Origin of the sequence: Acidovorax sp. (assembly GCF_016783915.1) — a bacterium.
Classification (GTDB): Bacteria; Pseudomonadota; Gammaproteobacteria; order Burkholderiales; family Burkholderiaceae_C; genus Acidovorax.
In genome coordinates this window covers 1-19,771 of the sequence record NZ_JADHVT010000079.1, presented here as the reverse complement: position 1 = coordinate 19,771, position 19,771 = coordinate 1, and the positions used below count along the sequence as shown (strand labels likewise).

15 protein-coding genes are annotated in these 19,771 nt (G+C 65.5%); 4 read left to right on the top strand and 11 right to left on the bottom strand.

Annotated features, from left to right (window positions below; all coding sequences use genetic code 11):
• Positions 1–6 precede the first annotated feature (6 nt).
• The gene (locus ISS20_RS14855; RefSeq protein WP_291437817.1) at positions 7–999 is read left to right on the top strand and encodes a tripartite tricarboxylate transporter substrate binding protein; all 993 of its coding nucleotides are present in this window, start codon (positions 7–9) and stop codon (positions 997–999) included.
• 68 nt (positions 1,000–1,067) lie between these two features.
• Here ISS20_RS14855 and ISS20_RS14850 read toward each other — a convergent pair whose 3' ends face one another.
• The gene (locus ISS20_RS14850) at positions 1,068–1,391 is read right to left on the bottom strand and encodes a helix-turn-helix transcriptional regulator (RefSeq protein ID WP_291437814.1); all 324 of its coding nucleotides are present in this window, start codon (positions 1,389–1,391) and stop codon (positions 1,068–1,070) included.
• Positions 1,392–1,620: 229 nt separating this feature from the next.
• On the opposite strand from ISS20_RS14850, the gene ISS20_RS14845 reads away from it, so the two are divergent.
• On the top strand, positions 1,621–3,624 hold the full coding sequence (locus tag ISS20_RS14845; RefSeq protein ID WP_291437813.1) for a tetratricopeptide repeat protein: 2,004 nt from the start codon (positions 1,621–1,623) through the stop codon (positions 3,622–3,624).
• Here the strand turns inward: ISS20_RS14845 and ISS20_RS14840 are convergent.
• From ISS20_RS14840 to ISS20_RS14795, 10 genes are all read right to left on the bottom strand, one after another.
• Positions 3,621–3,962 carry an EthD family reductase gene (locus tag ISS20_RS14840; RefSeq protein ID WP_291437812.1) on the bottom strand — a complete coding sequence of 114 codons (342 nt, stop codon included), beginning with the start codon at positions 3,960–3,962 and terminating at the stop codon, positions 3,621–3,623. The two genes, ISS20_RS14845 and ISS20_RS14840, sit on opposite strands and share 4 nt — an antisense overlap.
• 114 nt (positions 3,963–4,076) lie before the next feature.
• Positions 4,077–5,921, bottom strand: a complete 1,845-nt coding sequence (locus ISS20_RS14835) for an ABC transporter ATP-binding protein (RefSeq protein WP_291437816.1) — start codon at positions 5,919–5,921, stop codon at positions 4,077–4,079.
• Between the two features lie 93 nt (positions 5,922–6,014).
• Positions 6,015–6,482, bottom strand: coding sequence for a CopD family protein (locus ISS20_RS14830; protein WP_291437811.1), 468 nt, complete (start codon positions 6,480–6,482; stop codon positions 6,015–6,017).
• Between the two features lie 135 nt (positions 6,483–6,617).
• Complete coding sequence (locus ISS20_RS14825; protein WP_291437810.1) at positions 6,618–6,911, bottom strand: hypothetical protein; 294 nt, start codon at positions 6,909–6,911, stop codon at positions 6,618–6,620.
• A gap of 57 nt (positions 6,912–6,968) precedes the next feature.
• Positions 6,969–8,336, bottom strand: a complete 1,368-nt coding sequence (locus tag ISS20_RS14820) for a GGDEF domain-containing protein (RefSeq protein ID WP_291437809.1) — start codon at positions 8,334–8,336, stop codon at positions 6,969–6,971.
• A gap of 105 nt (positions 8,337–8,441) precedes the next feature.
• Positions 8,442–9,311 carry an isocitrate lyase/PEP mutase family protein gene (locus ISS20_RS14815; protein WP_291437808.1) on the bottom strand — a complete coding sequence of 290 codons (870 nt, stop codon included), beginning with the start codon at positions 9,309–9,311 and terminating at the stop codon, positions 8,442–8,444.
• A gap of 79 nt (positions 9,312–9,390) precedes the next feature.
• Positions 9,391–10,584, bottom strand: a complete 1,194-nt coding sequence (gene prpF, locus ISS20_RS14810; RefSeq protein ID WP_291437807.1) for a 2-methylaconitate cis-trans isomerase PrpF — start codon at positions 10,582–10,584, stop codon at positions 9,391–9,393.
• Between the two features lie 35 nt (positions 10,585–10,619).
• Positions 10,620–13,256: a Fe/S-dependent 2-methylisocitrate dehydratase AcnD gene (acnD, locus tag ISS20_RS14805; protein ID WP_291437806.1), complete on the bottom strand. Its 2,637-nt coding sequence runs from the start codon at positions 13,254–13,256 to the stop codon at positions 10,620–10,622.
• A 39-nt stretch (positions 13,257–13,295) separates the two neighbouring features.
• Entirely contained in the window at positions 13,296–14,456 is a 1,161-nt protein-coding gene (gene prpC, locus ISS20_RS14800; RefSeq protein WP_291437805.1) for a 2-methylcitrate synthase, read from the bottom strand.
• Positions 14,453–14,848: a hotdog domain-containing protein gene (locus tag ISS20_RS14795; protein WP_291437804.1), complete on the bottom strand. Its 396-nt coding sequence runs from the start codon at positions 14,846–14,848 to the stop codon at positions 14,453–14,455. Before ISS20_RS14795 ends, prpC begins: the two co-directional genes overlap by 4 nt.
• A 134-nt stretch (positions 14,849–14,982) precedes the next feature.
• Here ISS20_RS14795 and ISS20_RS14790 point away from each other — a divergent pair, with 134 nt between their 5' ends.
• Both ISS20_RS14790 and ISS20_RS14785 read left to right on the top strand, forming a co-directional pair.
• Complete coding sequence (locus ISS20_RS14790) at positions 14,983–16,452, top strand: short-chain fatty acyl-CoA regulator family protein (RefSeq protein WP_291437803.1); 1,470 nt, start codon at positions 14,983–14,985, stop codon at positions 16,450–16,452.
• A gap of 326 nt (positions 16,453–16,778) precedes the next feature.
• Positions 16,779–19,771 (top strand): EAL domain-containing protein (locus tag ISS20_RS14785; protein WP_291437815.1); only part of this gene is annotated, 2,993 nt, incomplete at its 3' end.

Below are 19,771 nucleotides of genomic sequence, written 5' to 3'. Positions count from 1 at the left end.
AAACACATGCAACGCAGAACCCTGGTCCAATCCGCCGTCCTGGCAGCCGCAGGCGCGCTGATGGCGCTGCCCGCCATGGCCCAGACCACCTGGCCCACCGGCAAGCCCATCAGCTACGTGGTGCCCTTTGCCGCCGGTGGCACCACCGACACCCTGGCCCGCCTGATCGGCCAGCAACTGGGCACAGCCCTGGGCACCACGGTGGTGGTGGAGAACAAGGGCGGCGCCGCAGGCAGCATCGGCTCGGAGGCGGCCGCACGCTCGGCCCCGGACGGCTACACGCTGCTGGGCGGTACCGTCAGCTCGCATGCCATCAACATCAGCCTGTACCCCAAGCTGGGCTACGACCCCATCAAGTCGTTCAGCCCCGTCACGCTGATCGGCACCAACCCGGTGGTGCTGGTGGTGTCCGCCGCCAGTCCCTACAAAACCCTGAAGGACGTGCTGACGGCCGCCAAGGGCAAGCAGGGCGGCCTGTCGTCCGCGTCGGCTGGCACGGGCAGCTCACAGCATCTGGCGGTGGAACTGCTGGCCTACAAGTCGGGCGTGAAGTTCACGCACATTCCCTACAAGGGCAGCGGCCCCGCGATCCAGGACGTGATCAGCGGCCAGGTGGACATGATGTTTGACACCACTGTGGTGGCCGCACCCCACATCCAGAGCGGCAAGCTGCGCGCCATTGCCGTCACATCGCCCAAGCGCCTGGCCTCCATGCCCGACGTGCCCACGGTGGCGGAGTCGGGTGTGGCCGAGCTCAAGGACTTCGAGGTGCAGTCCTGGCAGGCGATTTTTGTGCCTGCGGGCACGCCCACCCAAGTGGTGAGCCGCCTGCACGACGAGATCCGCAAGATCCTCGCCCAGCCCGACATGCAGACCCGCCTCAAGGGGTTTGGCATGGAGCCTGCCGACATGAGCGTGGCCCAGATCGCCACGTTCCAGAAAGCCGAAGTGGACAAGTGGGCCCAGGTCATCAAGGCGGCCAACATCAAAGTGGACTGATGCTCCGCTGACCCCTTTTGCTCCCTGTAAAGACTTGGCGGAACAGCCTTCGGGCCGTTCCGCCTTTTTTATTGCGGGTTGGGCGCTTGCGCGTTTGCGGGGGCGTCCGCCGACGGAGAACGTGGCGTGAGCACGAGATCTGGATGCTGCCCGGTGAGCAACAAAAACATCGCAAACACCGGCCCCTGCATGTTGCGCTCGTCGGTCATGCTCTCCAGCGCCTGCCAGGTGCGCGATTGCACGCCGCCCCGGCTGCCGGTCTGCAGCGGGTAGCCCATGAGTTCGGCGGCTTGCGCCTGGCTGAGCCCGGCCGCAACGCGCGCGGCCTTGAGCTGCTCGCCATTGGGCACAGGCATGGCGAGGGCCATGGCAGAAAGGGGTGGTGTGGACATGATTTGCTATAAAAAAAAGAGCTAATTGGGCATGAATTACCGGCGCTACAGCCCATTTTTACCCAAAAAGCGGGAGCGTTATCCGGCTGTGGTGCTGGCACATCACTGGACAACACAGAGAAGAGCCGCGATGCAGGCGAGCTGGGGCCGCTTCTAGAATTCGCTGGCACTTGACGAGCGTCAACGCCAACAACAAGCCGCGCCCCTAGCGGCATCCGAGGAGGGATCCGTGAGTTACACCATCCAGATCTGGGAGAAGCCCGCTGATTGGCCCTGGCCCGCCACCAAGGCCGAGGCGGACGCGCAGTACGAGCGCGTGGAGGCCGGCCCCCAGGTGCCGATAAACCCCCAATTCACTGCCTGGGCCCGGGCCGTCGAACTGCGCTTTGCCGGGTTCTGGGACATTTACCTCGGTGGTCCTGACATCACCGACCCGACCTTTGGCGTGGGCATCAACACCCGCTTCCCGGATTGGGGCCCGCCGTTTGACGATGGCTGGGAGCAGGCGGCCCGCCTGGGCCTGAACCTGTATGACCCGCAAAGTGGCGTGCACTACCTGGCCAATGGCGATGCCCCTGAAGAGCCCGACCTGCAAGTACGCCATGCTGCACGTGCCCGCCAGGCGGGCGACGATGCCACGGCCTGGGCTGAGTACCGGCGTTGGGCTGCGCGGGGCAATCCCCATGCGGTCTACGCTCTGGGCCGGTCACTGCGCTTTGGCACCATGGGCCAGCGCAGGCATTTCGATCTGGCGGCTGCACTGCAGCTCATGGGGGCGCACGATGCGGAGACCCGCAAGGATGCCCAAGCCTTCTACGAGCGCTTTCCGGACAAGGCGAAGGAGCGTATACAGGCTCTGATGGCGCGACTGAAGGCTGCCCTTGGGGAGCAATTGCTGCGCATCGTGGACGAAGAGCGCAAGGCGGTGGACGACGCTGTGGCCCGCAGCGAACAGTTGGCGCTGTACTCGCGCAGGCGCATTGAAGCCGCCGACGCTCTGGCGCCCGCCGCAGCCCAAGGGCATGAGGTCGCGGCCTACCTGGACGCGCTGGAAACGGTGATCGGCTGGGAGCAGCCCAACTACGAAAACGCCCGCACCTGGTGCCAGCGTGCGGCCGAATGGGACCACGAGCCCGCCAAGCGCCTTTTGGCCGTGATGTACGAGCGCGGTTGGGGCGGGCCAGTGGACGCACAGCAGGCCGCGAAGTGGAACACCGCCGCGCAAGAGCAAAGGCAGCGTGCGCAGAAAAAGAAGCAGGCCCAGGAAGCGTCCGAATCGCCCGGTGGCCTGAGCCTGGCGCCTATGGCTGCGGCTTCGTCTGCACCAGGCGCTGCACCGCCCCTGGTGTGGACCGGCAACATCCTGCGCGACCTGCCGGGCTGGTATGCCCGCGAGGGTGACCCGCACGCGGCCTATCACCTGGGCACCAGCGACGAGCATGGCCGCTATGGTGGCCCCGTGAACCTGGCCCAGGCCCGCGCCTGGTACGCCCAGGCCGCCGAGGCGGGCCACGCCGATGCCACCTACAACCTGGGCACCTTCATAGAGAGCGGCAAGGGTGGCGCCAAAGACACACTGGTGGCCAAGGCGCTGTTCATGCTGGCCAACACCCGTGGCACCACCATGCAGATTGCCGACCTGCGCATCAAGCCACAGGATCAGGGGCCCGTACGCGCGCTGGTGACGGCCCTGCGCGAGCCGGGGCGGCTACGCGCCGTGCTGCAAGAGCGTGGGCTGTCGCCCAGCATCGCAGTGCCTGGCGCGTCGTCATCTGCCGCGGTGGCTGGTGCAGTTGCTGCAGGACTTTCCGCCACGGAGTGGGGGAGGGCCGACGGGGGCCCTGCAGCCCTCGCAGCGCCTGCGCGTGCCCAGCCTTCCCACACACCGTCGCCCAGCCGCTCGCGCAGCCGGGCGGACGATGATGAGGAGGAAGACGACGGGCGCAGCCACGGTGCACGGTCCTCGTTTTCCATCCACCTGGGCCATGTGGCGCTGGCCTTTGGCGTCGCCAATGCCGTGCTGCTCATCGCCTTCTTCAAGCCTGGTGCGAGCTTTCGCATGGGCATGTTTGGCCTGGGGCTGGTCGCAGCCTTTGGTGCCTGGCGCACGGCGCGCGATTTTGACTGGTCGATCCCGGCGCGCGCTCTGGTGGCCGTATTGGCCGCGGTGCCGATGCTGGGCATGGCTGTATGCCTGGGCCTGCTGTTCAAAGCGGTGCGCGAGCGCGGTTAAGCGGGTTCTTGAGCGGCTGTTACCTCGTGCTCCAGCATCTGCGCAAAGTAGGACTCGGGCTGGATGTTGGTGTAGTTGGGAATGTCTGCCGACAGCTCAGCCATCGTCGCCTTGGCGGCCGTTTGGGCCTGCTTCAGGTCGCTGAAGAACGCGTTGGTCAGCGCCACCACCTGGCCCGGACGCGGCTCGCCAGGGTATAAAACACGGTCGCTCTCCAGCCGCACCAGGCCCAGCGGCTGCAATGCTGCGCGGGCGATGCGCATGTGCTCGGAGTGGTAGTAGTCGTGGTTGAAGGTGGCGGCCTCACGCCAGCGGTAAACGGCGGTGACTTTGATCATCGGTGCGATTCCATCCGGTGGTTGAAACCCGCCACCGTAGGGACAACACACCCGCTGCACAGCCGCGTGCGCGACAGCGTGTCGCCCATGCGGCTCATGTCCGTCCTCGCCGACTCAGTCTTCTTCCGATTCGCCTAGGAAGCCACCGCTCTGGTGCCCCCACAGCCGGGCATACACGCCGCCCTGGCCCAGCAGCTGCGAGTGGGTGCCTTCTTCGACGATACGACCTGCATCCATCACGATGAGTCGGTCCATGGCTGCGATGGTGGACAGGCGGTGGGCAATGGCGATCACCGTCTTGCCTTGCATCAGGCCGTCCAGGCTTTGCTGGATGGCGGCTTCGACCTCGGAGTCGAGCGCGCTGGTGGCTTCGTCCAGCAACAGGATGGGCGCGTCTTTCAGCATCACGCGTGCAATGGCCACGCGCTGGCGCTGCCCGCCCGAGAGCTTGACGCCGCGCTCACCTACATGGGCGTCGTAGCCGGTGCGGCCCTGCAGGTCGGTGAGTGTGGCGATGAAGTCTGCGGCCTCGGCACGCGTAGCCGCCTGGTGCAGGTCGGCCTCGCTGGCATCGGGGCGGCCGTACAGGATGTTGTCGCGCATGGAGCGGTGCAGCAACGAGGTGTCTTGCGTGACCATGCCGATGTGGCGGCGCAGGCTGTCCTGGGTGACTTGGGCAATGTCCTGCCCGTCGATGAGAATGCGGCCCGACTGCACGTCATGAAAGCGCAGCAGCAGGTTGACCAGCGTGGACTTGCCCGCGCCCGAGCGGCCAATCAGACCGATCTTCTCGCCGGGGCGGATGGTGAGGTTGAGGCGGTCGATCACCGGGCGGGCATCGGGGCCGCTGCCGTAGGCAAAGCTCATGTCCTCAAAACGCACCTCGCCCTGGGTCACGGCCAGGGGCTTGGCGTCGGGGGCATCGACCACGGCGCGCGGCCTGGTCAGCGTGTTGATGCCGTCCTGGATGGTGCCCACGCTCTCAAACAGGGTGGTCATCTCCCACATCACCCAGTGCGCGTGGCCCGACACGCGCAGCGTCATCGCGGTGACGGCGGCCACGGCACCCGCACCCACCTCACCGGCAGACCATAGCCACAGGGCCGTGCCGCACGCGCCGAGAATCATGGCCACCACCAGCAGCTGGTTGACGATCTCGAACAGGCTCACCAGGCGCATCTGCGCATAGCCGGTCAGCTTGAACGCGTCCATGGCGGCACGCGCGAATTCGGATTCGCGCCGCGTGTGCGAGAACAGCTTGACGGTGGCAATGTTGGTGTACGCGTCGGTGATGCGCCCGGTCATCACCGAGCGCGCGTCGGCCTGCGCCTTGCCCACCTGGCCCAGGCGCGGCACAAAGTACCAGCAGGCCAGGCCATAGGCCACCATCCACGCGGCAAACGGCAGCAGCAGCCGCGCGTCAAACCCGGCCAGCAGCACAAGGATGGTCACCAGGTAGATGCCCATGCCAATCACCACGTCGGTGGTCGTGAAGATCATGTCGCGCACGGCCAGTGCGGTCTGCATGATCTTGGTGGTGATGCGGCCCGCAAACTCGTCGGCGTAGAACGCCATGCTCTGGCCCAGCATCAGCCGGTGAAAGTTCCAGCGCAGGCGCAGCGGAAAGTTGATGGCCAGTACCTGGTGCTTGATGCTGGTCTGCAAAGCGACCAGCACTACCGACGTCAGCAGCAGCGCCGTGATGCCGATCAGCGCGTCCTGCCGCTCGGCCCACAGTGCGCCTGGGGCCGTCGTGGCAATCCAGTCCACCACATGGCCCAGCACCGCAAACAGCAGCGCTTCGTAAATGGCGATGGCGGCGGACAAGCCTGCCATGGCGGCCACATAGCCTCGCAGGCCACGGGTGCCATCCCACACAAAGGCCAAAAAGGCCTTGGGAGGCAAGTGCGGCTCTGCGGCGGGGTAGGGGGGAAGCCGGCTTTCGAAGAATCGGAACAACGTCAAAACTCCTGGGGCCACATGGCAGGCACCGCCGCGCAGTGCGGCGGCCCGTGGGCCCATCAACATGGGGCGGCGCAGCGGGACGGCAGGCTAGGCCAGCAGCGTGACCACGACGATCACCACACCCAGCGCCAGGTTCACGCCCACCCAGCTGCGGATGCTGCCCAGGGCCTTGGCGCCGCTGGGCCAGTCCGACGCTGCTACCGCGCGCTGCAGGCGCCGGAACAACGCAAAGCGGATATGGCCGAAGATGGCCATCATCACCAGGCCCAGCGTGGCCATGATGGTCCAGTCCAGTGGCATGGAGAACACCCCGCCGCTCAGAACGGCCTGCTTGGCCGCGCGGCCGATCATCCACAGGCCACTGGCCAGCACCACCACCACGGCGACGGTTACCGCCACAAAAAAGCGTTGCAGCACGTCATGCATCAGCCGTACGCGTTGCGGTGGCTCCAGCGACTGCGCGGCAGGCCGCAGGAAAAAGTGGGCAAACACCATACCCCCCACCCAGACGATGATGGACAGGACATGGACAAGCTTCAAGGCGTTGTAGAGCATGGGTGTGGGGCGCTGGGCACCAGGTGTTGTGAAGCGACCCGGGGATGGGCCGGCGCATCGGGCTGAGTGGCAACGGATGCAAGGCAGCATTGTGCGGTGATACGCCTGCGGCGGTCGGCCCCGGCCCGAGAACCCCTATGTGCCTGCGTGGCCATGCGGACCGCGCAAGAGTGCACGCGCCAGTCGCCACAGCGGGGGCAGGAGCAGGGCCGTGGCGATTGGCACCCAGACGGCCAGGTAACACCAACTGGCTGGCCCGCTGTGGCCCACACTCTCGATGCCAGTCGTGTGCTCCAGCCATGACCATACGGGAAAAAGCAGGAGGGTGATGGCCAGGGCCACCGGCACGGCCACCACAGCCAGTCCCAATCGCACGGCCAGTTGCAGCATGGGCGCCTTGGCTGCGGTGAGTGCACACGCCGCAGTCACGTCAGGGGCGTCAGGGTCAGGGCAGGGCGTGTGCGCCACGGGCAGGGGATGCGGACGTCAGGAATGCTGGGGCACCAGTGCCACCCGCACCTGGTTGCCCCCGTTGCGCTTGGACAGGTACATGGCCTCGTCGGCGCGACCCAACAGGCGGTGCTCTTCGCCGCCATGCTCGGGGTAGATGGCCACGCCAATGCTGGGCTGGATGTACACGCGCTGGCCTTCTAGGTCGAAGTCCTGGCCAAAGGCTGCGAGTATCTTGTCGGCCGCTGCACTGGCGTGCTCGCGGGCCTGGCCCCCTTCGAGCAGCACCACAAATTCATCACCGCCCAGCCGTGCCACGGTGTCGGATGCGCGCACGCATTCGAGCAACCGCTGCGCCACGCGCTGCAGCAGCAGGTCGCCCATGGCATGGCCCAAGGTGTCGTTCACCTCTTTGAAGCGGTCCAGGTCAATGAACAGCAGCGACAGCAGCGTCTGGTCGCGCCGCGCGCGGGCCAGGGCGGTCTTGAGGCGGTCCAGGAACAGCGGGCGATTGGGCAGGTGCGTGAGCTGGTCGTACTGCGCCATGTGTTCCAGGCGCTCATAAATCTGCTTGCGTTCGATGGCTGCGGCCACCTGGGTGGAGACAAACTGCAGCAGATCCTTGTCCTTGTCGGTGTAGCGGCCTTGTTCTGTATAACTCTGCAGAACCAGCGCGCCCAGTGGCCCGCGCGGCGTTTGCAAAGGCGCCCCCAGCCAATAAAGCGCTCCCTGTGTGGCGGGCCCAGCAGCGCGCCAGTGTGTGGACTTCGATACCGAGACTTGTGGTGTGAGCAGCAAGGTGGCACCGCCACGGATCACCTCCGCATAGCGTGGATCCTCGGCCAGCGCCATGGGCTCGGGCGCGGGAAGATGTTCGTTGACGTGGTACGGAAAGCTCAGCCGGTCATCGTGCGCGCTGTACAAGGCCACCGCAAAATTGGTGGCGGGCAAAAGAGTGCCGATGATCTGGTGGATGTGTTGAAACAGCGCCTGCAGGTTGTGTGTGGTGTGCGCGGCTTCGGAGATGGCGTAGATCACCGCCTGCATCGACTCAGTGGCCTTGCGCTCGGTGATGTCATGGGCCACAGCAAGCCGTACCTGCCTGTCTGGCAGCCAGCGTGCTGTCCAGAGGATGTGCGCAATGGATCCGTCCTTGCGCACATAGCGGTTTTCAAACTGTAGCTGCAGTTCGCCTTGCGTCACGCTCTGGGCTTGACGCTGCGTGGCGGCGAGGTCTTCCGGGTGCACCAGATCCAGCATGCGTTTGCCGACGACTTCCTCGGGCGCGTATCCGAAGATGCGCTCGAAAGCAGAACTGACGAACACAATTGTGCTGTCCGCTTGAACAATGCAGACGGCGTCCAGCAACGAATTCGCCAAATTGAGTGAAGAAATGCTTTGCATCAGGCAGCGTGCACTGTGTGGCGGAATGAACCATTGTGCGCTGCGCTGGTGGCTTGTGCTGTCTCAAATGCAAAAATGCGACATGTGCTTGCCCCGTTCGCTACGCTACGGCCTGGCGTACTTTGCCTCCAGCGCATCCCAGTCGGCCTTGCGCACCAGCCGCTGGCGCTCGGCAAACGGCGCCACCAGCGTGGGGTCCTCGTCGATGCGCCGGGTGTCGCGTAACACGGTCAATGCCTTTTGCATGCCCGCCACCGCACCTTGCAGCGCCGCGTTGGCATACAGCACCAGGCCGTAGCCCAGGGTGGCCAGCTCTTCGGCGCTGGTGATGGGCGTCTTGCCACCGATCACCATGTTCATGAGCTGCGGCGCCGCCAGCCGCTGGGGCAGGGCACGGATCTCTTCCAGCGTGGTGACGGCCTCCACAAACAGGATGTCGGCGCCTGCCTCCTGAAAGCGCTGGGCGCGCTCCACGGCGGCCTCAAAGCCCTGCGTGGCGCAGGCGTCGGTGCGGGCCAGGATAAGGGTGTCCGCGTCACGGCGTGCATCCACGGCCGCCTTGATCTTGTCCAGCATCTCGCAGGTAGCGATCACTTCCTTGCCGTTGAAATGCCCGCAGCGCTTGGGGCTGACCTGATCTTCGAGCTGGATGCAGTCGGCGCCTGCGCGCTCCAGCGTTCGCACCGCGTGGTAAGTGTTGAGCGCGTTGCCAAAGCCCGTGTCGGCATCGACGATGAGCGGCAGGTGCTCCACAGCGTCGCGCATGCGGGCTGTATGGTCGGCAATGTCGGTCAGGCCCATGAAGGCCTGGTCCGGCAGGCCAAACCACATGTTGGTCACACCTGCACCGGTGACGTAAATGGCTTCAAAACCCAGGTCTGCCACCACGCGGGCGGACAGGGCGTTGAACGCGCCGGGCACGATGACGCCACGGCGGGCTTGGACTAGGGCTTTGAGTTGCTGTTTGGTATTCATGGAACAGATGGGGATTGATGTTGCTATATTTTTGATAGCTGATAGCGCATGTTTCACTAGCGCATGGCGTGGTTTTGGCTCAAAAAGTGTCGCTGGGCACCCTGACCCAGCCTTCCATGAGGATGCGGGCACTGCGGCTCATCAGGGCCTTGGTCACCTTCCACTGGCCGTTGATCTGTGCTGCTTCAGCCCCCACACGCAGGGTGCCCGAGGGGTGGCCAAACCGCACGCTGCTGCGCACGCCGCCGCCAGCCGCCAGGTTGACCAGCGTGCCGGGGACTGCGGCGGCAGTGCCAATGGCCACCGCCGCCGTGCCCATCATGGCGTGGTGCAACTGGCCCATGGAGAGCGCGCGCACCAGCAGGTCGATGTCTTTGGCGTCGATGGCCTTGCCGCTGGAGGCCGTGTAGCTGGCCGGTGTCGCGACGAATGCGATCTTGGGGGTGTGCTGACGGGTTGCGGCCTCGCTCATGTGCTGGATCAGGCCCATGCGGAGGGCACCGTGGGCACGGATAGTCTCGAAGCGTGCCAGCGCCCCTGCATCGCCGTTGATCTCGCCCTGCAGCTCCGTGCCCGTGTAGCCCAGCTCTTGCGCGTTGAGAAAGATGGTGGGGATGCCTGCGTTGATCAGCGTGGCGGCGAAGCTGCCGACGCCCGGGACTTCCAGCGTGTCCACCACGTTGCCAGTCGGGAACATGGCGCTCCCTTCATCGTCATCGTCAGCCGGGTCGATGAACTCCAGCGCCACCTCGGCTGCCGCAAACGTCACGCCGTCCAGTTCAAAGTCACCCGTTTCCTGCACCTGCCCATTGTTCATCGGCACATGCGCCACGATGGTCTTGCCGATGTTGGCCTGCCAGATGCGGACCGGAAAGGTACCGTTCTGGGGAATGCGCGCCGCATCGATCAGCCCCATGTGGATGGCGCAGGGCCCCACGGCGGCTGAAAGGTTGCCGCAGTTGCCGCTCCAGTCCACGAACGGCTGGTCGATGGACACCTGGCCAAACAGGTAGTCCACGTCATGCCCCGGCTGCGTGCTGCGGCTCAGGATCACGGCTTTGCTGGTGCTGGACGAGGCATTGCCCATGCCGTCGATCTGCTTGCCATAGGGGTCGGGACTGCCCAGCACACGCAGCAGCAAGGCGTCGCGCGCCGTGCCGGGTTGTTGGGCAGAGGCGGGCAGGTCGTCGAGGCGAAAGAACACGCCTTTGCTCGTGCCCCCCCGCATGTAGGTGGCGGGAGTGCGTATCTGTGGTGCCGATGAAATGCTCATGGAGATTTGTCAAAATTGATAGCGTTTGGCGCTTTTTAGGCGGGCGCCAGAGCCTGTTTTTGGCCTGCATTCTTGGCGAGGAAGTCTTGCGCAAAGCGTTGCAGGACGCCGCCCGCTTCGTAGATGGAGACCTCTTCGGCCGTGTCCAGGCGGCATGTCATGGGCACCTTTGTTTCCTCGCCATTTTTGCGGCGGATGACCAGCATGAGTTCGGCGCGGGGTTTCATCTCTCCCTCCACGCGATACACCTCCGTCCCATCCAGCCCCAGCGTGGTGCGGTTGACCCCCGCCCCAAACTCCAGCGGCAACACCCCCATCCCGATCAGGTTGGTCCGGTGAATGCGCTCAAACCCTTCAGCCACCACCACCTCCACGCCCGCCAGGCGCACACCCTTGGCAGCCCAGTCGCGACTCGACCCCTGGCCGTAGTCGGCACCGGCAATGATGATGAGCGGCTGGCGGCGGTTCAGATAGGTATCGATGGCCTCCCACATGCGCATGACCTGGCCATCGGGCTCCACGCGGGCGAGCGATCCCTTTTTCACCTGGCCATCCACCACGGCCATTTCATTGACGAGCTGCGGGTTGGCAAACGTGGCGCGCATGGCGGTGAGGTGGTCGCCCCGGTGCGTGGCGTAGGAGTTGAAGTCCTCCTCGGGCACGCCCATCTGGGCCAGGTATTCGCCCGCCGCGCTGTCCGGCAGGATGGCGTTGGATGGCGAGAGGTGGTCCGTGGTGATGTTGTCGGGCAGGATGGCCAGGGGGCGCATGCCTTTCAACGTGCGCGGGTGGGCGGCGAGTGCACCGATGCCCTCGGTGTCCCAGTAGGGCGGGCGGCGGATGTAGGTGGACTGCGCTCGCCAGCCGTACTGCGGCGAGACGCGCTGGCCATCGTCCCGCCGGATGGCGAACATGGGTTCGTACACGGCGCGGTACTGCGCGGGCTTCACGGCAGTTTTCACCACGGCGTCGATTTCTGCGTCGCTGGGCCACAGGTCTTTGAGGCGAATCGACTGGCCGTTGACCACCGCCAGCACATCCTTTTCGATGTCAAAACGTACCGTGCCCGCAATCGCATAGGCCACCACGAGCGGGGGCGAGGCCAGGAAGGCCTGCTTGGCATAGGGGTGGATGCGTCCGTCGAAATTGCGGTTGCCCGAGAGCACGGCGGTGGCGTACAGGTCGCGGTCGATGATTTCCTGCTGAATGGCAGGGTCCAGCGCGCCACTCATTCCGTTGCAGGTGGTGCAGGCAAAGGCCACGATGCCAAAGCCGAGCTTTTCCAGGTCGGCCAGCAAACCGGCTTCTTTCAAATACAGCTCTACCGCCTTGGAGCCGGGCGCGAGCGAGGTCTTGACCCAGGGCTTGCGCGTGAGGCCCAGCTGGTTTGCGTTGCGCGCCAGCAGGGCTGCGGCAATCACGTTGCGCGGGTTGGAGGTGTTGGTGCAGCTGGTGATGGCGGCAATGACCACGGCGCCATCGGGCATCGTGCCGTCCTGCGGTGCGGGCATGGCCCAGGTGCCCGCGATGCCTTGGGCGGCCAGGTCGGACGTGGCCACGCGCGCATGCGGGTTGGAGGGGCCGGCCAGGTTGCGCACCACGCTCGACAGGTCGAACACCAGGTTGCGCGCATAGACAGCGTCCTGGAGTGTGTCGGACCACAATCCCGCGGCCTTGGCATAGGCCTCGACCAGCTTCACTTGTTCCGCCTCGCGGCCCGTCAGCGTCAAATATTCCAGCGTCTGTTCGTCGATGCTGAACAGGGCCGCCGTGGCGCCGTACTCGGGCGCCATGTTCGATATGGTGGCGCGGTCGCCAATCGTGAGCTTGGCTGCACCGTCGCCAAAGAATTCCAGGTAGGTACCCACCACCTTGGCCTTGCGCAAAAACTCGGTGAGCGCCAGCACCACATCGGTGGCGGTGATGCCGTCCTGGCGCTGGCCGGTCAGCTGTACGCCCACGATCTCGGGCAGCCGCATCATCGATGCGCGGCCCAGCATCACGTTCTCGGCCTCCAGGCCACCCACGCCGATGGCAATCACGCCCAGCGCGTCCACATGCGGCGTGTGACTGTCCGTGCCCACGCAGGTGTCGGGGTAGGCCACGCCGCCTTGTACTTGCACGACCGGCGACATCTTCTCCAGATTGATCTGGTGCATGATCCCGTTCCCCGCCGGGATCACATCCACATTGGCAAAGGCCTTTTTCGTCCACTCGATGAAGTGAAAGCGGTCTTCGTTGCGGCGGTCTTCGATGGCGCGGTTCTTGGCAAACGCATCGGGGTCGAACCCGCCACATTCCACGGCCAGCGAATGGTCCACGATGAGCTGCACCGGCACGACAGGGTTCACCTGGGCCGGGTCGCCACCCTCCTTGGCAATCGCATCGCGCAGGCCCGCCAGGTCCACCAGGGCGGTTTGGCCCAGGATGTCGTGGCACACCACGCGCGCCGGGTACCACGGAAAGTCGCGGTCATTGCGGCGCTCGACGAGCTGGCGCAGGCAGTCGTCGATGGTGGCCGGATCAGTACGGCGCACGATGTTTTCGGCAAACACGCGGGCGGTGTAGGGCAGGGTGGCCCAGGCGCCGGGTTGCAGGGCTTCGACCGCCTCGCGGGCGTCAAAGTAGTCGAGCTGCGTGCCAGGCAGCTTCTTGCGGTACAGAGTGTTCATGAACGTGGGGAAGGGGCTGGGGGCGTCTTGTGACTTGCTTTACTTGCGGTCCTGGATCGGCACAAACGCCAGGTCTTCCGGCCCGGTGTAGTTCGCACTCGGCCGGATGATTTTGTTGTCGATGCGCTGCTCGATGATGTGCGCCGCCCAACCGCTGGTGCGTGCGATGACGAACAGCGGCGTGAACATGGCGGTGGGCACACCCATCATGTGGTAGCTCACGGCGCTGAACCAGTCGAGGTTGGGGAACATGTTTTTCACCTCCCACATCACGGTCTCCAGCCGCTCGGCAATGTCAAACATCTTGGTGCTGCCAGCGTCTTGCGACAGGCTGCGTGCCACGCCCTTGATGACGACGTTGCGCGGGTCGCTTACCGTGTAGACCGGGTGGCCGAATCCGATGACCACCTCCTTGGCCTCCACGCGGCGGCGGATGTCGGCCTCGGCCTCGTCGGGCGAGTCATAGCGCTTCTGAATTTCAAACGCCACTTCATTTGCACCACCATGCTTGGGCCCGCGCAGCGCACCGATGGCGCCGGTGATGGCCGAATACATGTCGCTGCCCGTGCCCGCCACCACCCGGGCGGTGAAGGTGGATGCGTTGAACTCGTGCTCGGCATACAGGTTGAGCGAGGTGTGCATCGCACGCTCCCAGGCAGCGCTGGGTTTGGCACCATGCAGCAGGTGCAAAAAGTGCGCGCCGATGGAGTCGTCATCGGTCTCCACTTCGATGCGGCGGCCCGAGCTGGCCCAGTGGTACCAATACAGCAGCATGGAGCCCAGCGACGCCATGAGTCGATCGGCAATGTCGCGCGCACCCGGCAGGTTGTGGTCGTCCTTTTCGGGCAGTGCGCAACCCAGGGCCGAGACGCCGGTGCGCATCACGTCCATGGGGTGGCTGGCAGCGGGCAGTTGCTCCAGCGCCTGCTTCACACTCATGGGTAGGCCACGCAGGGCTTTGAGCTTGGCCTTGTAGGCACGCAGTTCGGCGCGCGTGGGCAGCTTGCCGTGCACCAGCAGGTGGGCGATTTCTTCAAACTCACAGACCTCGGCAATGTCGAGGATGTCGTAGCCCCGGTAGTGCAGGTCGTTGCCCGTGCGGCCCACGGTGCACAGGGCGGTGTTGCCCGCCGTCACGCCCGACAGGGCCACGGATTTCTTGGGCTTGAAGCCCGGGGTTTCAACGGCGGTAGTGGTCATGCAGTCTCCTGGTTTGTATAAGCGTGGGTGATGGGGGTAGGGCGGCCCTTGCCGTCCACCGCCACCATTTCAAAAATTCCCTTGAGCACCTCTTCAGGTGGCGAGCCCAGCGTGGCTGCCAGACCCGTCACACACACGGTGAGCGAGCTGCGGCCCATGCGGCTGACCCAGGCGCGCAGCGTGAGCACATGGCCCACAGGTACGGGGGCCAGAAAACGCACGTCGGTCACGCCTGCCATCACCACGTCACGCGCTGCGGCACCGCGCGCTGCCAGAAACGCCGCCTTGGCCATCAGCTGCAAGGCGTTGCCGCCGAACAGCGTGCCGTAGTGGTTGGCCGCTGCGGGGAAGACGATTTCCGTCAACTCGACGGTGCCGGTGGGGGTTGTCATGCTTCGCAATTTACGCACAATGGCACCACTCTGTAAGGCCTGAATTGGCGAATGATTGCGAATGCAAATTCATCAGATTGCAAATGTTGCGAATGATTCTTTGGTCGCTCTCTGGTGCCACTGCGAAAGATCGAATGAAAAAAACCTTCATGGGCGTGCGCCTGCGCCGCCTGCGCGAAGAGCGCGGCATGACCCAGATTGCGCTGGCCCGGGCGCTGGACCTTTCGGCCAGCTACCTCAACCAGCTGGAGCAAAACCAGCGCCCGCTCACGGTGCCCGTCCTGCTCAAGATCAACGCCGTGTTCGGCGTGGACGTGCAGCGCTTTTCGGATGACGATGAGGCGCGCCTCATCACCGGCCTGCGCGAGGTGCTGGCGGACCTGCCTGCGGGCCTCGCCGGAGACGGCGCTGGCGATGCCGTGTCCCTGGCCGAGATCCGCGAGCTGGCCGCAGGTATGCCCGCCGTGGCGCGCACGCTGCTGGCGTTGCACCAGCGGCACCGCCAAGCGCTGGAGCGGCTAGAGGCGCTGGGCAGTCTGGGTGACGACCGCAGTGGGGTGGCCCCACTGCCCAGCCACCCGCCCATGGCCTATGAAGAGGTGCGCGACTTCTTCTTTGCGCGCCAGAACCACATTGCCGAGCTGGACGACGCGGCCGAGCGATGTGCCGCCGACTGGGGCCTGCTGCCCGGCCGGGCCGATGAGGCGCTGGCCCAACGCCTGCTCGTGGCCCACGGGGTGCGCGTGGTGGATGTGGCCGACCTGCCTGGCCAGGCGCAGCGCGTGTTCCAGGCAGAGGCCGGGCTGCTGCAGCTGGCGGCGGGGTTGGAGCGCGGGCAGCGCGCGTTCCAGATGGCGACGCAGCTGGCATTTCTGGAGCAGGGTGACGCGCTGCAGCGCATTGCCGACGGCGCCGCGCTATCGAGTGACCAGGCCCGGGCACTGGCGCGCATTGGCCTGGCCAACTACTTTGCGGGGGCGCTGGTGTTGCCCTACGCGGCCTTTTTGCGGGCGGCCGAGGCTGCGCACTACGATATCGACCGGCTGGGCCACCAGTTTGGTGTGGGGTTCGAGACGGTGTGCCACCGCCTGTCCACGCTGCAACGGCCCAGCGCGCGTGGCGTGCCTTTTTTCTTTATTCGGGTGGACCGGGCGGGCAACATCAGCAAGCGGCAGTCGGCCACACACTTTCACTTCAGCAAGATCGGCGGCACCTGCCCGCTGTGGAACGTGTACGAGGCTTTTGCCCAGCCGGGCCGCACCGTGCCGCAGGTGGCGCGCATGCCAGATGGGCGCGCCTACCTGTGGGTGGCACGCACGGTATCGCGCAGCGGGGGCGGGTGGGGCGTGCCGGGCAAGGAGTTCTCGGTGGCGCTGGGCTGCGACATCCGGCATGCCGCGCAGCTGGTGTATGCGCGCGGGCTGGACCTGGCCGACCCCGAGGCGGCCGTGCCGATTGGCATGGGCTGCAAGGTGTGCGAGCGGGATGCGTGCCCGCAGCGGGCGTTTCCGCCCATCGGGCGGGCGCTGGATGTGAACGAAAACCGCAGCCAGTTTGCGCCGTACCCCGTCGCATCGGGAGCGCTCATTGGGGTAAACCCGTGACTGTATGGGTTATGAAATATGCTCATCATTTCATAGCTTGCAAGGCATGTGGCTGTGGCGCTGGAAGCACTTTTTTCTTAAATTTTTGACCGTAACGATTTGTTGGCTCCACCGCGGCGGGATTGCCGCTATCCTGCGTGATGACCCCACTGCCTGGCCGGATGTTTGCTGGGCGACGCAAAGGCGCAGATCTGACTTCTTTCAACCCAACCCCGTTGGCTGGACTGGCACCCCAAAGCCGCTATCGGCATTGGGTGGCGGGCCTGGGTGTGGCCGCCCTGGGGTTGGTGGTGAGCCTGTGGCTGGCGCAGCACCAGGCCGCGTCGATGGCGCAGATAGACGAAGCGCGATTTACCCAGGAGACGCGGGCATTCACCGAGGCGCTGAGCCAGCGCATCGCCGGCCACACTGAGGTCGTCAATGGCCTGCGGGGGCTGTTCACCGCCAATCCGCGCTTGTCGCGCCTGGATTTTGAACGGGCCGCCAGCGAGATGGAGGTGGGCCAGCGCTACCCTGGCGTGCGCAACCTGTCTTTTACGCGCTGGGTGCCGGGGCGGCATCGCGAGGCCTATGAGGCCAGCGTGCGGGCCGACACCTCGCTGTCTCCCGAAGGTCTGCCGCGATTCAAGATCCACCCGCCCGGCGAGCGTCCCGAGTATTTTGTGGCCGAGTACCTCTGGCCCATGTTCGGCAACGAGGGTGTGCTGGGCCTCGATATCAGTGTCCAGCCCACCAACCTAGCGGCCATGCGCTACAGCCGCGACAGCGGGCAGACCGTGGTGTCTGCCCCGTTCGATCTGCTTCAGGAGGATAGACACCGCGCAGGCATCGTCATTCGCGTGCCGGTGTTCGACCCCACCGCAGGTACGGCCGAGCAGCGTTTTGTGGGGGCGGTGGCCTCCACCCTGCGGGTGTATGACCTGGTGCAGGGGTTGGGCAGCCAGGGGTTTTTGAACGGCATCGCAGTCGCCATGGCCGACCTGGGACCGGTGCGCACCGAATCAGGCGACAGCACAGTGCGCCCCTTGCTGGAACAGACGGCTCCGGGCCTGCCCGGCGCGCAGCCCCTGGTGCGCGAGCTGGGAGTGCATGACCGGCGCTGGCAGCTCACCTTCTATCCAACCCGGTCGTTCCTGACGGCATCCGAAACGCGCTTGCCTTGGCTGGCCGGGCTGGCTGCGGCGCTGGTGTCGTTGCTCTTGGCGTCCACCGTGGCCCTGCTGGTGCGCCAGCGCACCCTGGCGCTGATGCGCGCCCAGTTGTCCGACGATGCGCGGCGCGAGAGCGAAGAGCGGTTTCGTGCGCTTTTCAACCAGACCACTGTGGGTGTAGCCCAGGTAGATTCGGACACCGGCAAGTTTGTGCGTGTCAACCAGCGCTACGGCGACATCCTGGGCTACAGCCCGCAGGAAATGGTGGGCATGACTTTTCAGAGCCTCACCCACCCCGATGACCTGGCAGCGGACCTGGCCCATGTCCGGCGGTTGCAGAGCGGTGATGTGCCCGAATACCGACTGGAAAAACGCTACATCCACAAGGACGGGCACGAGGTCTGGGGCGACCTGACCGTGTCGTCGATGTGGGCGTCAGGCTCCGCGCCCGGCCACCACATTGCCGTGGTGCAGGACATCACTGCGCGCAAGCGCATGGAAGAAAACCTGCGGGCCAATGAACAACGCCTGCGCAGCATTCTGGAGCGCCTGCCCATGGGGCTGTGCCTGGTGCAGGACGATGGGCTCATCAGCTTTCGCAACCAGCGGTATGTCCAGATCTGCGGCTACACGCAGGAGGAGGTGCCCGACACCGACACCTGGTGGCAGCGCGCCTACCCCGACGCTGCAGAGCGCGACGCGATCCGCCAGAGGCTGCTGGACACCAGGCACCTGGGCGTGATCCCGCTGGCCGAGTACACGATCCGCTGTGCGGACGGCAAGTACAAGCCGGTGGAGATCTCCGGCATTTTTGTCGAGGGGGGGCGCCTGATCACCATGCAGGACCTGAGCGAGCGCAAAGCCGCCGAGGAAGAGATCAACCAGCTGGCCTACTACGACCCGCTCACCCGCCTGCCCAACCGCCGTTTGCTAATGGACCGGCTGCAGCAGGCGCTGGCCACCAGCGCGCGCCACCAGCGCAGTGGTGCACTGCTGATGCTGGACCTGGACAACTTCAAGACGGTGAACGAAACCCGGGGCCACGACCGGGGCGATGCCTTGCTGTTGCAGGTGGCGCACCGTTTGCGCGGCTGTGTGCATGAAGACGACACCGTGGCCCGACAGGGCGGCGACGAATTTGTGGTGGTGCTGGAAGACCTGGGCGACAGCCCCGAGGAGGCCGCAGCGCGCGCCGAGGACGTAGGACAGCGCATTCTGGGTGTGCTGCGCGAGCCCTACCAGATCGACGGCGCTGCGCACCACAGCTCGCTGAGCATGGGCGTCACCATCTACAGCGGCACACGCGAGACCGTGGACGAACTGCTCAAGCGTGCCGACCTGGCGCTGTACCAGGCCAAGAACGCGGGGCGGGACACCTTGCGCTTTTATGACCCCCAGATGCAGGCTGCGGTCAGCGCCCGCGCCACGCTGGAGCTGGACATGCGGGTGGGCCTGGCCCAGGGCCAGTTCGAGCTGTATTACCAACCCCAGATCGACCACGGCCGCATTACCGGGGCCGAGGCGCTGCTGCGCTGGCGGCACCCGCGCGATGGATTCATCTCGCCCGCGCATTTCATCCCGCTGGCCGAAGAAACCGGCCTGATCCTGCCGCTTGGCGAGTGGGTGCTGCAGGCAGCCTGTCGGCGGCTGGCCGCATGGGCCCAGCAGCCCGACCTTGCCTTGCTGAGCCTGGCCGTGAACGTGAGCCCACGGCAGTTCCACCAAAGCGGCTTTGTCGCCCAGGTGCTCGCGGCGCTGGCGGGTGCGGGGGCTGACGGCCACCAGCTCAAGCTGGAGATGACCGAAGGCCTGCTGCTGCAAGACGTGGAAGACACCATCGACAAGATGGGCCAGCTCAAGGGCTACGGCGTGGGCTTTTCGCTGGACGACTTTGGCACTGGCTACTCGTCGCTGAGCTACCTCAAGCGCCTGCCGCTGGACCAGCTCAAGATCGACCAGAGCTTTGTGCGCGATGTGCTGACCGACCCCAATGACGCGGCGATTGCGCGCACGGTGGTGGCGCTGGGCACCAGCCTGGGCCTGCGCGTGATTGCGGAGGGCGTGGAGACCGAGGCGCAGCGCGAGTTTCTGGAGCGCCACCACTGCCACGCCTGGCAGGGCTACCTGCTCAGCCCCCCTGTGGCGGTGGCCGAGTTTGAGGAACTGGT